This is a genomic window from Kosakonia oryziphila, from assembly GCF_900094795.1.
Taxonomy (GTDB): domain Bacteria; phylum Pseudomonadota; class Gammaproteobacteria; order Enterobacterales; family Enterobacteriaceae; genus Kosakonia; species Kosakonia oryziphila.
This window is the reverse complement of record NZ_FMBC01000006.1, coordinates 1-14421: the sequence shown is the minus strand read 5'-3', so window position 1 is coordinate 14421 and position 14421 is coordinate 1. Positions and strand designations below refer to the sequence as shown.

General features: G+C 52.8%; 13 protein-coding genes. 6 read left to right on the top strand and 7 right to left on the bottom strand.

Features of this window, described 5'->3' with window-relative positions; genetic code table 11:
* Positions 1–17: 17 nt before the first annotated feature.
* The 3 genes from tssK to GA0061070_RS04190 are packed head-to-tail and all read right to left on the bottom strand — an operon-like array spanning position 18 to position 2410.
* Positions 18–1361: a type VI secretion system baseplate subunit TssK gene (tssK, locus tag GA0061070_RS04200; protein ID WP_090133930.1), complete on the bottom strand. Its 1344-nt coding sequence runs from the start codon at positions 1359–1361 to the stop codon at positions 18–20.
* A 24-nt stretch (positions 1362–1385) separates the two neighbouring features.
* Positions 1386–1892: a type VI secretion system lipoprotein TssJ gene (tssJ, locus tag GA0061070_RS04195; protein WP_090134095.1), complete on the bottom strand. Its 507-nt coding sequence runs from the start codon at positions 1890–1892 to the stop codon at positions 1386–1388.
* A 23-nt stretch (positions 1893–1915) separates the two neighbouring features.
* Entirely contained in the window at positions 1916–2410 is a 495-nt protein-coding gene (locus GA0061070_RS04190) for a hypothetical protein (RefSeq protein WP_090133928.1), read from the bottom strand.
* Between the two features lie 965 nt (positions 2411–3375).
* On the opposite strand from GA0061070_RS04190, the gene GA0061070_RS04185 reads away from it, so the two are divergent.
* Positions 3376–5076, top strand: coding sequence for an alpha,alpha-trehalase (locus tag GA0061070_RS04185; protein ID WP_090133927.1), 1701 nt, complete (start codon positions 3376–3378; stop codon positions 5074–5076).
* A 48-nt stretch (positions 5077–5124) separates the two neighbouring features.
* Here the strand turns inward: GA0061070_RS04185 and GA0061070_RS04180 are convergent, their stop codons facing one another.
* Positions 5125–5379: a GlsB/YeaQ/YmgE family stress response membrane protein gene (locus GA0061070_RS04180; protein WP_090133925.1), complete on the bottom strand. Its 255-nt coding sequence runs from the start codon at positions 5377–5379 to the stop codon at positions 5125–5127.
* Positions 5380–5589: 210 nt separating this feature from the next.
* On the opposite strand from GA0061070_RS04180, the gene ycgR reads away from it, so the two are divergent.
* Positions 5590–6321, top strand: a complete 732-nt coding sequence (ycgR, locus tag GA0061070_RS04175) for a flagellar brake protein YcgR (protein WP_090133923.1) — start codon at positions 5590–5592, stop codon at positions 6319–6321.
* Here the strand turns inward: ycgR and emtA are convergent, their stop codons facing one another.
* Positions 6322–6933: a membrane-bound lytic murein transglycosylase EmtA gene (gene emtA, locus GA0061070_RS04170; protein ID WP_090134093.1), complete on the bottom strand. Its 612-nt coding sequence runs from the start codon at positions 6931–6933 to the stop codon at positions 6322–6324. It lies immediately after the preceding gene.
* A 101-nt stretch (positions 6934–7034) separates the two neighbouring features.
* Between emtA and ldcA the strand changes: the two genes are divergently transcribed.
* Together ldcA and GA0061070_RS04160 are read left to right on the top strand one after the other, a co-directional pair.
* Positions 7035–7946: a muramoyltetrapeptide carboxypeptidase gene (gene ldcA, locus GA0061070_RS04165; protein ID WP_090133920.1), complete on the top strand. Its 912-nt coding sequence runs from the start codon at positions 7035–7037 to the stop codon at positions 7944–7946.
* A gap of 121 nt (positions 7947–8067) precedes the next feature.
* Entirely contained in the window at positions 8068–9801 is a 1734-nt protein-coding gene (locus GA0061070_RS04160; protein WP_090133917.1) for a potassium/proton antiporter, read from the top strand.
* A gap of 15 nt (positions 9802–9816) precedes the next feature.
* Here GA0061070_RS04160 and dadX read toward each other — a convergent pair whose 3' ends face one another.
* A complete protein-coding gene (gene dadX / locus GA0061070_RS04155) occupies positions 9817–10887 on the bottom strand; it encodes a catabolic alanine racemase DadX (RefSeq protein ID WP_090133915.1) in 1071 nt (356 codons plus the stop codon).
* A gap of 18 nt (positions 10888–10905) precedes the next feature.
* On the bottom strand, positions 10906–12204 hold the full coding sequence (locus GA0061070_RS04150; RefSeq protein WP_090133912.1) for a D-amino acid dehydrogenase: 1299 nt from the start codon (positions 12202–12204) through the stop codon (positions 10906–10908).
* Between the two features lie 317 nt (positions 12205–12521).
* Here GA0061070_RS04150 and GA0061070_RS04145 point away from each other — a divergent pair, with 317 nt between their 5' ends.
* A complete protein-coding gene (locus GA0061070_RS04145; protein WP_090133910.1) occupies positions 12522–14054 on the top strand; it encodes a SpoVR family protein in 1533 nt (510 codons plus the stop codon).
* 106 nt (positions 14055–14160) lie between these two features.
* Positions 14161–14421, top strand: a 261-nt coding sequence (locus tag GA0061070_RS04140; protein WP_208598149.1) for a transposase domain-containing protein, incomplete at its 3' end; no start/stop codon positions are given.

Below are 14421 nucleotides of genomic sequence, written 5' to 3'. Positions count from 1 at the left end.
ATTGTGCGCTCGCTCTCTTATTCAGTCGGGCTACGGATGGCCCAAAACTCCATATCAAGACCCGGGAATTCGCCCGCCAGATGCAGTGCGAAAGCCCCCGATTTCTCCATTTCGTTCCAGAGTTCGCCGCCTTTTTCCAACTCGAAATAGTTGTAACCGGCATGCCACGGAATCTGCGGCGGCGCGACCGGCATGGCGCGTAGCATCATGCCAGGCAACTGGAGCTGTACCAGATCGCGGATTTTGGTGACCGGGGCGACTTTCATCTGTGCCGGGAAATGGGTTTGCAGGATTTCACCCGGCACACTGGCTTTGACCGCCAGCACAAAGCCGAACTCCCGCGCCATGCTGGTATTCGGCAGCGTGGCGACATTCAGGCCGTGAGTGCGTTCGGTGAGCGGAAGCTGGATAGCATGCTCTTCCATCACCAGCGACAGCCCCTGGCGCAACATCAATTGCAGCTTGCTGAAGCAGCCCGCGAGATCGTCATGGTCATAAACCGGCAGCGCCTCCTCCGGTGAACGCGCTGCGGTCCAGGTCGTCAGTTCCGTGGCGAACGGCAGCCAGCTACGCCACAGCGCTTCCGGGTGGACCATTGGCAGTGTTTTCAGATGCGCCACCTCGCCAAGATGGTGATTGATCAGCGCCAGCAATGTGAATTCCACCATTTCCGAGGTATTAAAACGCCCCGGTTGACGCAGACGTTGGCCTATTTGCTGGCTACGCTGCGCCAGCAAACTTTGCAGATCGTTGAGGACACCATACAGTAGCGGATTATTGATGGCGTTCAGTACCGGTGGGATATAACGCGTATCGAGGCGAATATGATTATCGTTACGTTTCTCCAGCACGTGAACCACGCCAATGGCCGTCCATTCGGCGCTCAGATCTTTTTCCAGCATCAGTTTTAGTCGCAAACGACCAAACTGCACGGCAGCCGATCCGATGGACATCGCGTTATCATCATCCACTTCGCTTTCCCAGGTGACGTAACGCGCCAGCGAATCTTTCTCTTCGCTGAAAATAACTTCGTCTCGTCCGCCGCGTCGCACCGGCAACGCCAGAACAACGCGCTCATTGTTGGTGTTATCCGGGATAGCCAGCGGTGCTGGCGCCTGCCGTGCGTCGTGGAAAGAGAAAAAAGTGCCATCCGGCAGTAAACCACTGGCTGAGCTCAGAGCGATGCAGCCCTGACGTAACATCGCGTCATCCAGTTCAAGATCCAGGTAGCCCCAAAGGTACGGGCGTTGCAGTGTCCCCCACTCGCGAATGTGATGTTGCAGGTAACTTTCCGCACGCTGAAAATGATGAGGACGCAGAAACATACCTTCAGTCCATATGACCTTTTCTGCTTTATTCATACTGTTTTCCTGTTTAGGCTGGCGCTATTTGGAAATGACACGAATTCCATTGATGTCGAGGAAAAGATTCGCTTCTAGTTCGTCCGCAGAGGATTTCCAGAATTCGTAGAAGTGGCTCTCTCCCTGCACCGGCAGTGGCAGGGAGATACGCCATTTCTTGCCATCCAGAGCCTGATATTCCGCGATCACGCCGATGTAACGCGCCTCCGGCGCGCTTTTGCCACTGAGCGTTTTCGACAACTGGCCGGGCATCAGGAAAAATTCATCGCTGTTGAGCAGATTGGCACCCAGCACGCTGTCAGCGCTATTTTGCAGCGACCAGAAATCGGCCGACATAAACGTGGCGTCCGATTTCAACAGCAGAACCCTGACTTTGAGAGGAGCGGACTCATTGATTTGCGGATGAGCCCTGAACTGAAGGTTGTAGCTGGTAGGTACGCTGTGTGAAGAAGAACCACAACCGCTGGCCAGGGTGGCCAGCACAAAGAAAAACACCAGACAGAACTGGCGCACAACCATGTTGTTATTCATATCTGGCACTCGTCACGGCTGGATTAATCGATGATCCAGGTTCCTGAGTTAGCGTTTTTGCAGGCTTTGCCGCTGCCATCTACCGTCACGCAGGTCTGTTTTTTCGGCGCAACTCTGCGACGACGGTCTTCACGCAGCGTTTTGTCGTACAGATCGCTTTTCACCACGGCGCGCATCGGCACATAGCCAATAAGTTCTTCCTTCCCTTCATCCGCCAGCGCCATCCAGAAACGCTCTACCTGTCCCAGAACAACATAGGTTTTACCGGCTTCAAGCTGGCGGATCACTTTGCCGCCGAAATCCGGTTTGCTCATGACGGATGCCGGATAGAGCGCACGATAGTTTTGGTTAATGGGGGTAAATTCTGTTGGAGCAAGGACTGCATAACGGTGAGTTAAGGTAACGCCATTCACTTCACTGGTAACAATGGTGTCGTCGCCCGGAGCCGGTTTCGGTGGCGCCTTACACCCACTAACGCCAAAGACAAAAAGAAGAGCCAGGACAATTCGCATGTTCATAGATTTTTTTCCATTGCAAATATATTACTGTGTTGACCAGAAGCGTTTCGGAAAGTAGCAGTCAAATCGCTCTAAATATTCCAGCAAAACGCAGTGATAATGAATAAAAGGCATAGCTACCGCACGAGCCTGCACGAGGCAAGGCCGCAATATTATTACTTTTCATTGACTATCATGACACAATTTTACAGATCGGGTTATTCAATACAATACATTCCCCGACCTGTTGAAATAAGATTATTTAATTTTTTTGCAAAATAAGATGATTCTTAAGAAAAAATTTCACTTGGGGAAGGAAATATGAAAATCAGCAGAACATCACGTGATCTCATTAAACCAAAATCCAATAACTTACTGAAATTAAATATATAATATTCATTACCACCCTCATAGCATATAATAAAAATAAGGTGATAAGAGTAATCTTAAAAATATAAATATACGAATAAATACTACAATATTTGGTAGTTTTAATTCCCGATTAAATGCAAGGATTAGGTGCTTTTACCCCCCTGTTTCGGATTCTTTTGTCAGTATTGGAAAAATATATTGGATAATGAGCGTCTCTTTACCGAATGCACATAGTCACGCACTAAACTATTTCTTATGGGTATCGTAGGTTGTTTTCGAGTGAGAATATTCCTCGTATGAAATTATTTAGCGATACTTAATCGCTTTGAAATCACATTAAATGAAACCTTTCAGCCGCATTGATTTGCCGCAATATTGTCTATTTTTTACGCCCGGTTTGATTTGATCTGCTAAAAATAATAACCCTGCGGTATTGGTCAACTGCCGTCACACTTTTGCGAAAAAAACGCATTTTCGTCGTAGCCAGACGGGGAAATAGTCTGGAATCGCGCAAAATGCCAAACCGGGCACGCGATTTATCTGATATTCGTCTAAGGTTTGGACAAGATTGATGTCAGCGGTGCCGTTATGCACCAGCTCAAGGAGAATGATTGATGATAAAACCTGTTATGCGCCAGCCGCGCTCGCTGTTGCTGGCAATGCACGTCGTTTTAAGTGGAGCATTACTTGCCGTTGTTCCCCAGGCGCTGTCCGCAGATGCCCCGAATGCGCAGCAATCACCGGATATCCTGCTCGGCCCGCTGTTTAATGATGTGCAAAGCGCCAAACTCTTTCCTGATCAGAAAACCTTTGCAGATGCCGTACCCAACGGCGATCCGCTGATGATCCTGGCGGATTACCGTATGCAGCGAAACCAAACCAGCTTCGATTTGCGCCACTTCGTCGATGTTAACTTTACCTTACCGAAAGAAGGCGAGGCCTATGTTCCGCCTGAAGGGCAGAGTCTGCGCGAGCATATCGACGGCCTGTGGCCCGTCCTGACACGCACAACCGATAGCGCCGGTAAGTGGGATTCCTTGCTGCCGCTGCCAAAACCCTATGTTGTGCCTGGCGGTCGTTTCCGCGAAGTTTATTACTGGGATAGCTACTTTACGATGCTGGGCCTCGCTGAAAGCGGACACTGGGACAAGATCAACGATATGGTGACCAACTTCGCGCATGAAATTGATACGTGGGGACATATTCCCAATGGCAATCGCACCTACTATCTGAGCCGTTCACAGCCGCCGTTTTTCGCCTTAATGGTTGAACTGTTGGCCACCCATGATGGCGATGAGACGCTGAAAACCTGGCTACCACAGATGGAAAAAGAGTATCGCTACTGGATGGAAGGCGCCGATAGCCTGCAACCGGGCCAGGCCAGCCAGCGCGTAGTGAAACTGAATGACGGAACCGTGTTAAACCGTTACTGGGACGACCGCGACACGCCGCGTCCGGAATCGTGGCTTGATGATGTCACTACGGCGAAAAATAACCCCAACCGCCCAGCCACGGAGATCTATCGCGATTTGCGTTCCGCTGCGGCCTCGGGCTGGGATTTCAGCTCGCGCTGGATGGATAACCCACAGCAGCTCGGTACCATTCGAACCACCAGCATTGTGCCCGTGGATCTGAACGCGTTGATGTTCAAAATGGAAAAAATGCTTGCCCGTGGCTATCAGGTTTCCGGTGATGCCGCAAAGGCCGCCCAGTATGAATCCCTTGCCGCCGCGCGGCAGAAAGGCATCGAAGCCAATCTGTGGAATGAAAAAGAGGGCTGGTATGCGGATTACGATCTGAAAACCCATAAGGTCAGAAATCAGCTCACGGCAGCGGCGCTCTTCCCGCTGTTTGTCAACGCGGCAGCGAAGGATCGTGCAGATAAAGTGGCTGCCGCCACGCAGGCGCGACTACTGAAACCCGGCGGCATCTCCACCACCACCGTAAATAGCGGGCAACAGTGGGATGCGCCTAACGGCTGGGCGCCACTGCAATGGGTTGCCGCCGAGGGGCTGCAAAATTACCAACATCAGAAACTTTCGCAGGAGGTGAGCTGGCGTTTTCTGACCAATGTGCAGCACACCTACGACCGCGAGAAAAAACTGGTGGAAAAATATGATGTCAGCACCACTGGTACGGGCGGTGGCGGCGGCGAGTACCCGCTACAGGACGGCTTTGGCTGGACTAACGGCGTCACGCTGAAAATGCTGGATCTGGTTTGCCCGAAAGAGAAACCCTGCGATAACGTGCCACAAACGCAACCTGCCGCTACTTCACAACAACCTGCGCCTGTCGAACAAAAAGCCGCACAGTAAATATGAAAAAGGCCGCAGCGATTGCGGCCTTTTTACTGGCATTAAGTTTTAATCTCTGCGCACCAACCTGAATACCGCCAGCACAACGATAGCGCCGACAACCGCGATAAGGAAACTGTGAAGATTAAAGCCGGTAATATCGCCGCCAAAACCAAACGTTGTGGCCAGCCAGCCCCCAACAACGGCTCCCACTATCCCCAGAATACAAGTCAGAATAAATCCGCCGCCATCCCGTCCGGGCATGATTAATTTAGCGATAATGCCAGCAATCAATCCAAAAAGGATCCACGCGAGAATGCCCATTTTACTCTCTCCCTCTGCTTGTTTCGGTTACACACACGCGCCCCAACGGCGGCGCATTAGCTACAGTATAGTTGTCGGCGACAAAACTTTTTCATCTCACAGACTTAATCCCGCCTTCAGGGAAAATTTTTCGCAATATTTGTATTAAGTTCTGTATAAAATTGCCGATAACCCAACGACGGTGTGTCAGTCATCAAGGAGCCATTCGGCGTGAGTAATTACAGTGAGCAGTTCCTGAAACAAAATCCTCTGGCCGTGCTGGGTGTTTTACGCGATCTGCAAAAATACCAAGTGCCTGTCTGCATTAGCTGGGGTAGTGGTCAGTTCATCAGTAAGATACTGGAAGTCAATCCGGAAGAACTGGTGATGGATTTTGGTAGCCAGGAGTATGAGAACAACGCCGTGCAACGTGCCGGGAAAGTGACCATCACCGCTGAAACACAAGGTGCCAAAGTTGAATTTACAGTGCCAGGGCTTACAGTCGGTGATTTCCAGGCACTGCCGGCATTTATTACCCCACTGCCGGATTCGCTGTGGTTTATTCAGCGCCGTGAATATTTCCGCATCAGTGCCCCGCTCCATCCGGCTTATTTTTGTAAGGCGTTATTGCCGGACAAAAGCGAGATCCGCTTTCGCTTGTTTGACCTCTCATTAGGAGGAATGGGTGCCCTGCTGGATGGCGAATTATCCGCAGCACTGCAACCGGGCATGCGCTTTTCGCAGGTTGAGCTGGACATGGCGTCCTGGGGACAATTTTATTTTGACGCACAACTGATTGCGATTGGCGAGCGCAAAGTGGTGGACGGGAAAAACAGCACCATCGTTACGCCACGCCTGAGCTTTCGTTTTTTGAATGTCAGCCCCGGTGTTGAGCGCGAGCTCCAGCGCATTATCTTCGCCCTGGAGCGCGAGGCGCGCGAACGCGCCAACCGGGTACGCTGATCACATCGCATCCATCGCTTTTTGTACTTTCCAGATATAGCGCGGCGCTTGCGGTGCGGGGTGTTTCTCTGCCACGTGTTTCAGAAAAGCGTCAGCGCTCAAGTCATTGATCTCATCAATCGCTTCACCGCGATCCGAAGAAAACGTCCGCAATAACGCTCCGGCACCGTTGACGTAGGAGACCACCAGCGCGTACTGCATCACCTGCTGGTCACGGATCCCCGCCAGAGGCCCGTGTGCGAGAATGCTTAAATATGCCGCGCCCATGGAAATATTGCGCTCGGGATTTTTCAGTTCGCTGCTCGAGGGTTGCCCGCTCCAGCCCATATAGCGGTAAACTTCACGTCCGGAAGTTGACGCTTTCAGTTGCATTAGCCCCACCGCATTGGACTTACTCACCAGGTTCGGGTTTCCGCCTGATTCTACGGCAATCATCGCCGTCAACAACCGCGGGCTGACGCCCCACGCCGCACCCGCCTTTTGCGAGATCGGCATCCATTGCATCGCCCGTTTCACCGGTATCTCCGGATTCCAGTCCGGCTGTCGGTAATCCTGTCTTGAACTACATCCAGCCAAAAGTACCACTAAAAAAGCAAACCATCTTAATTTCACGCCAATACATCCTTCTTCGAACTGCTCATCGCTGCGGATGACAACGGTACAGGTTAGCGGCATGATAACTGTTTCCCCATAGATGTCAGCAAGGAAATGCCATGTCCACCATCCATTTGGTCGCCCCTTCCGGTTATTGTATTAATCAGCACGCCGCAGCACTTGCTGTTGAACGTCTGACACAACTGGGGCATCACATTGCCAATCCATCGGTCATCACCCGGCGCAGTGAACGGTTTGCTGGTAGCGATGAAGAGCGTCTGGCCGATATTAACGCACTGGCAACCCTGGCGGGCAACAATACGATTGTGATGGCGGTACGCGGTGGCTATGGCGCCAGCCGTTTGCTTGCCGATATTGACTGGCAGGGCATCGCGACGCGTCAGCAACAGCAACCGCTGCTGATATGCGGTCACAGTGATTTTTCGGTGATCCAGCTTGGTCTGTTAGCAACCGGCAAGGTAATTACCTTTAGCGGGCCGATGCTGGCAGGTAATTTCGGCGCAGAAACACTGGATGCATTCACGCAGGAGCACTTCTGGCGCGCACTGACCAGCCCGACCTTCAGTATCGAGTGGAACGGCATTGGCCCACAATGCCATGTTGAAGGCACACTATGGGGCGGGAATCTGGCGATGCTGACGTCACTTATCGGCACGCCGTGGTTACCGTCAATGCCGGGCGGTATTCTGGTGGTGGAAGATATTAATGAGCATCCTTATCGCGTTGAGCGCATGCTTTTGCAATTGCTGCACGCCGGTATTCTTGGGCAGCAACACGCGCTCATTCTCGGTAGTTTCTCCCACGCACAACCTAACGATTACGATGCGGGTTACAATCTTACAAAGATGGTGGATTACCTGCGTTCGCAGTTGACGATCCCGGTCATTAGCGGGCTGGCTTTCGGGCACGAATCGCAAACAGTAACCCTGCCGTTAGGTGCATTTGCCCAACTGCAACATACTGATAAAACACGCTTGACGCTGACCGGTCATCCAGTGATTCAGGAGTAAAAAAAGTGCTTAATATTGTTATTAACGCACCGTTTCTGCCGTTATTATGAAATGAAGTTACTAACCCCGGTTTTCTGGCCCGGGGGATTCCCGCTAGTGAGGATTAAGGAGAAGCACCATATTGGACGCTGAGGCGATAATTAGTCTGTTTATTCTGGGTTCTGTTCTTGTAACCTGTAGCATTTTATTGAGTTCTTTCTCTTCTCGCCTTGGTATACCTATTTTGGTCATTTTCCTGGTCATTGGTATGTTAGCCGGCATTGACGGTATCGGCGGGATCCCGTTCGACAACTACCCACTGGCTTATATAGTCAGTAACCTCGCGCTGGCGATCATTTTGCTGGATGGCGGCATGCGAACCCGCGCCAGCTCCTTTCGTGTCGCGCTCGGCCCTGCGCTTTCGCTCGCCACTGTGGGTGTGCTGGTCACCTCCGGTCTTACTGGCATGATGGCCGCGTGGTTGTTCAAGCTCCACCTGATTGAAGGCCTGTTGATTGGCGCGATTGTCGGTTCCACCGATGCGGCTGCGGTGTTCTCGCTACTGGGAGGCAAAGGGCTGAACGAGCGCGTTGGCTCCACGCTGGAGATCGAGTCGGGCAGTAACGATCCGATGGCGGTCTTCCTGACCATCACGCTGATTGAGATGATCCAGAAGCACAAAGCCGATCTCGATGTGATGTTCCTGGTGCATATCGTACAGGAGTTTGGTCTTGGCATTCTGCTGGGCGGCACCGGCGGCTACCTGCTGCAACAGATGATCAACCGTATCGCCCTGCCGGCGGGTCTCTATCCGCTGCTGGCGCTCAGCGGCGGTATTCTGGTTTTTGCCCTGACGACGGCCTTGCACGGCAGCGGCATCCTGGCCGTGTATTTATGTGGTTTTGTGCTGGGAAACCGGCCGATCCGCAACCGCTACGGGATTTTGCAAAACTTCGATGGGCTGGCCTGGATGGCGCAAATCGCCATGTTCCTCGTGCTGGGCCTGCTGGTCACGCCGTCCGATCTGCTGCCGATTGCCGTCTCTGCCCTGATCCTCTCCGCATGGATGATTTTTATCGCCCGTCCGCTGTCGGTGTTTGCCAGCCTGCTGCCGTTTCGTGGCTTCAATCTACGTGAGCGCGTGTTTATCAGCTGGGTGGGGCTACGCGGTGCCGTGCCGATTATTCTCGCCACCTTCCCGATGATGGCCGGGCTGGATAATGCGCGGCTGTTCTTTAACGTTGCCTTCTTCGTGGTGCTGATCTCGCTGCTGTTCCAGGGTACCTCGCTCTCCTGGGCGGCGAAAAAAGCCAAAGTGGTGGTGCCGCCGGTCGGCTGGCCAGTTTCTCGCGTGGGGCTGGATATCCACCCGAATAATCCCTTCGAGCAGTTCGTTTACCAGCTTAGCGCCGATAAATGGTGCGTGGGTGCGGCGCTTCGTGATTTGCACATGCCGGAAGAGACGCGTATTGCGGCGCTGTTTCGCGGTAATAGTCTGTTGCATCCGACCGGCAGCACGCGGTTGCGGGAAGGCGATGTCCTGTGTGTCATTGGTCGCGAGCGGGATCTCCCTGCGCTAGGCAAGCTGTTTAGCCAGTCGCCGCCGGTCGCGCTGGATCAGCGTTTCTTTGGCGATTTTATCCTTGAAGCCGATGCTAAGTTCGCCGACGTGGCACTTATTTACGGTCTGGATGAAGGCCTTGAGCACCGAGATAATCAGCAAACGCTGGGCGATATTGTTCAGCAGCTATTGGGAGCGGCACCGGTGGTTGGCGACCAGGTCGAGTTTGCAGGAATGATCTGGACAGTGGCTGAAAAAGCCGACAATGCGGTGTTAAAAGTGGGCGTCAGAGTGGCAGAAGACGAGGCGGAATAACCGCCTCGCAGTCTGTTACACTGTCACAACAGGCACGCGCTGCGCCAATGCGCACATCAGTTCGTACCCAACAGTGCCTGCCGCCGCAGCGACTTCATCGATTTTTATCTCCTTACCCCACAGTTCAACCGGCGTACCGATACCAGCCTGCGGGCAAGGCGTTAAATCGACCGTAAGCATATCCATTGAAATCGCGCCGACCGTACCGGTGCGAATTCCGTCGACCAGTACCGGCGTGCCGGAAGGCGCAATACGCGGATAACCATCGGCATAGCCACAGGCCACCACACCGATACGTTGCTCCCCGCTGGCGCGATAGCGGCAACCATAACCGACCGTTTCACCCGCTTTCAACGTTTGCACCGCGATAATTTCGCTGCTGAGCGTCATCACCGGCCGGATACCGCTGTTGGCGACATCCTGCCACTGACCAGAGGGCGATGCGCCGTACAGAACAATGCCCGGACGCACCCAGTCGAAATGCGCTTCAGGATGCCATAACGTCGCCGCAGAGTTAGATAACGATAGCGGCGCATCCAGCCCCTCCGCCGCCTGCGCAATACGCGCCATCGGCCCGGCGATCCCGTCCGGGCGTTCGGCTTCAGCAAAGTGCGACATCAGGGTAATGCTGCTTACGTTATTAATCGCCCGCAGTTGCTGCCACACCGTGTGCACGCGATCCGGCATAAAGCCAAGGCGATTCATGCCGCTGTTAATCTTCAGATAGATATCCAGCGGCGCTTGCAGTTGTGCATTTTGTAACGCCTTAATCTGCCAGTTGCTGTGCAGGCTGGTGGTCAACCGGTATTTATCGAATAGCGGTAACTCATCGGCGTGAAAAAAACCTTCCAGCAGCAGAATCGGCCCTTTCCAGCCGCGTTCGCGCAGCAAAATGGCCTCTTCGAGATTCAGCATCGCAAAACCATCAGCGCTGGCAAGCGAACGCCAGACACGATCGATACCGTGACCATATGCATTCGCCTTGACTACTGACCAGACCTTAGCTGTCGGCGCAGCCCGACGAACGACCTGTAAATTATTGTCCAGCGCCTGTAAGTCCAGCGTGGCCAGAATCGGACGAGACATTACTTTTCCTTATATTTATCAATTGTGAACGCCATGCAGATGCTGTGCGCGTGCCGGGGTAAAGCCGGGTAAATAGCGGGCGACAGAGAGATCGTCCGCCGCAATAGCTGGTGTGTTGCCGGACATTAAATCACTGAGCAACTGGCCGGAACCACAGGCCATGGTCCAACCCAGCGTACCGTGGCCTGTGTTGAGCCACAGATTTTTATACAGCGTACGGCCAACAACTGGCGTACCGTCCGGCGTCATTGGGCGCAGACCGGTCCAGAATGTCGCCTCTTCAACGCGACCACCGCGCGGGAAGAGATCGCGTACCACCATTTCCAGCGTTTCACGACGAGGTTGCAGCAACTCGGTGTTGAAACCAACAATTTCCGCCATGCCGCCTACACGAATGCGCTTATCAAACCGCGTAATAGCGATTTTGTAGGTTTCATCAAGGATAGTAGAAACCGGCGCGCCGTCTTCCTGCGCGACAGGGATCGTCAACGAGTAGCCTTTCAGCGGGTATACAGGAATATCAACGATGCCTTTCAGCAGCCCGGTTGACCAGGAGCCGAAAGCCATCACATAGGCATCGGCTTTTACCACCTCTTCACCGCACTTCACTCCATAGATGTTTTCGCCTTCATACAGCAGACGATCCACCGGGGTATTGAAGCGAAAGATCACCCCGGCCTGCTCTGCCATGCTGGCAAGTTGCTGAGTAAAAAGCTGGCAGTCGCCGGTTTCATCATTTGGCAAACGCAGGCCGCCGGTTAATTTGTGCGCCACTTCAGCCAGCGCAGGCTCTACCTCAGCCAGACGCGCGGATTCCAGCAACTGGTAAGGAACGCCTGCGTCCTGCAATACGGCAATGTCACGGGTGGCGTTTTCATACTGCGCGGCGGTGCGGAATAGCTGCAAGGTGCCGCCCTGCCGTCCTTCATACTGAATACCGGTGGTTTCACGTAGCAGCTTCAGGCAGTCTCGGCTGTACTCTGCCAGCCGCACCATACGCCCTTTGTTCTCTGCATAGTGCCGGGCGTCGCAGTTGCGCAGCATCTGCCACATCCATTTTAGTTGTGATGACGTGCCGTCAAGGCTGATAGCAAGCGGCGCATGGCGCTGGAACATCCATTTGATGGCCTTCAACGGCACACCCGGCGCGGCCCAGGGAGCGGCATAACCGGGGGAAATCTGCCCGGCATTACCGGCACTGGTTTCCTGAGCCGGCCCCGGCTGGCGGTCAATAACCGTGACATCATGACCCGCCTGACGCAAATACCAGGCACTGGCAACGCCTACAACACCGCTTCCCAATACAACAACTCGCATATCCCTCTCCTGTAAGTAAAGCACGATCGTCTAATTACAAATTGATAACCCAGATGAAAATATTATTCAACATATGGCTTTTTTATGGTGACACTCCTCACACCCCCACCGTATTACAAGGCCTGCGATTATTTAGCATCTACTGCTGCGCGACATTTCGCCGCAGTATAAAATTTTGCAAAATCGACTATTAAGGCAGATAGCAGGATCAAAATTTGCGAACCAAAAAGTGCCCTGACGTACAGAATTGATTGCGTGTTCTATGCTTGAAATGAGACGCTCCATACAGAGAGTGTTCTAACAATGAGGGCGCGCTAATGGCTACGATTGACTCAATGAATAAGGACTCCATTCGTCTGAGCGACGGACCCGACTGGACTTTTGATCTACTGGATGTCTATCTGGCCGAAATCGACCGGGTGGCAAAACTTTATCGGCTGGATACCTATCCGCACCAAATTGAAGTCATTACTTCAGAACAGATGATGGATGCCTATTCCAGTGTCGGTATGCCAATCAACTACCCTCACTGGTCGTTTGGTAAGAAATTCATTGAAACCGAGCGGCTCTATAAACACGGACAACAAGGGCTGGCTTATGAGATCGTCATTAACTCCAACCCGTGTATCGCTTATCTGATGGAAGAAAATACCATCACCATGCAAGCGCTGGTGATGGCACATGCCTGCTACGGGCACAACTCTTTCTTCAAAAATAACTACCTGTTCCGGAGCTGGACCGACGCCAGTTCAATTATCGATTACCTTATTTTCGCACGGAAATATATTACCGACTGCGAAGAGCGGTACGGCGTCGATGAAGTTGAAAAGCTGCTCGACTCGTGCCATGCGCTGATGAACTACGGGGTGGATCGTTACAAACGTCCGCAAAAAATCTCGTTGCAGGAGGAGAAAGCCCGGCAGAAAAGCCGCGAGGAGTATCTGCAAAGCCAGGTGAATATGCTGTGGCGTACGCTGCCAAAACGCGAAGAGGAGCGAACCATTGCCGAAACGCGTCGCTATCCGTCTGAGCCGCAGGAAAACCTGCTCTATTTTATGGAGAAGAACGCGCCACTGCTGGAGCCATGGCAGCGTGAGATCCTGCGCATCGTGCGTAAAGTCAGCCAGTATTTCTACCCGCAAAAACAGACGCAGGTGATGAATGAAGGCTGGGCGACTTTCTGGCATTACACTATCCTCAATCATCTCTATGATGAAGGGAAAGTGACTGACCGCTTTATGCTGGAATTCCTGCACAGCCACACTAACGTTGTATTCCAGCCTCCTTATAACAGCCCGTGGTACAGCGGAATTAATCCCTATGCGCTTGGCTTTGCCATGTTCCAGGATATTAAGCGTATTTGCCAGTCGCCAACGGACGAAGACCGCTACTGGTTCCCGGATATTGCCGGTTCCGACTGGCTGGAAACGCTGCATTTCGCCATGCGCGATTTTAAAGATGAAAGCTTCATTAGCCAGTTTATGTCGCCGAAGATCATGCGTGATTTCCGCTTCTTTACCGTACTGGATGACGATCGCAATAACTACCTGGAGATCGCAGCAATTCATAATGAAGAGGGATACCGGGAAATCCGCTCCCGCCTGTCATCGCAGTACAATCTCAGTAATCTGGAGCCCAACATTCAAGTCTGGAATGTCGATCTGCGCGGTGATCGCTCATTAACCCTGCGTTACATTCCGCATAACCGCGCGCCGCTGGATAAAGGCCGCCGCGAAGTTCTGAAACACGTACATCGTCTGTGGGGGTTTGATGTGCTGCTGGAGCAGCAAAATGAAGATGGCAGCGTGGAACTGCTGGAAAGATGCCCTCCCCGGCAGAACAGCCTGTAATGAAAAAACCCTCTGTACGCAGTAATGCCGATCAGTTAAGGATCAGTTGACCGATCCAGTGGCTGTGTAAGAATCCGGAAACGCTCACTCGTTTCCGGATTTTTTTATGTACATTGGACAGGCCCTTGATTTGGTATCCCGTTACGATTCTCTGCGTAACCCACTGACTTCTCTGGGGGATTACCTCGACCCCGAACTCATCTCTCGTTGCCTTGCCGAATCAGGTACAGTAACGCTACGCAAGCGCCGTCTTCCCCTCGAAATGATGGTCTGGTGTATTGTTGGCATGGCGCTTGAGCGTAAAGAACCTCTTCACCAGATTGTGAATCGCCTGGACATCATGCTGCCGGGCAATCGCCCCTTCGTT

Coding starts and splice junctions, on each gene's coding strand:
- tssJ (WP_090134095.1), bottom strand. CDS start 1,892: ATGAATAACAACATGGTTGTGCGCCAGTTCTGTCTGGTGTTTTTCTTT.
- GA0061070_RS04185 (WP_090133927.1), top strand. CDS start 3,376: ATGATAAAACCTGTTATGCGCCAGCCGCGCTCGCTGTTGCTGGCAATG.
- GA0061070_RS04145 (WP_090133910.1), top strand. CDS start 12,522: ATGGCTACGATTGACTCAATGAATAAGGACTCCATTCGTCTGAGCGAC.
- GA0061070_RS04150 (WP_090133912.1), bottom strand. CDS start 12,204: ATGCGAGTTGTTGTATTGGGAAGCGGTGTTGTAGGCGTTGCCAGTGCC.
- dadX (WP_090133915.1), bottom strand. CDS start 10,887: ATGTCTCGTCCGATTCTGGCCACGCTGGACTTACAGGCGCTGGACAAT.
- tssK (WP_090133930.1), bottom strand. CDS start 1,361: ATGAATAAAGCAGAAAAGGTCATATGGACTGAAGGTATGTTTCTGCGT.
- GA0061070_RS04190 (WP_090133928.1), bottom strand. CDS start 2,410: ATGAACATGCGAATTGTCCTGGCTCTTCTTTTTGTCTTTGGCGTTAGT.
- GA0061070_RS04180 (WP_090133925.1), bottom strand. CDS start 5,379: ATGGGCATTCTCGCGTGGATCCTTTTTGGATTGATTGCTGGCATTATC.
- ldcA (WP_090133920.1), top strand. CDS start 7,035: ATGTCCACCATCCATTTGGTCGCCCCTTCCGGTTATTGTATTAATCAG.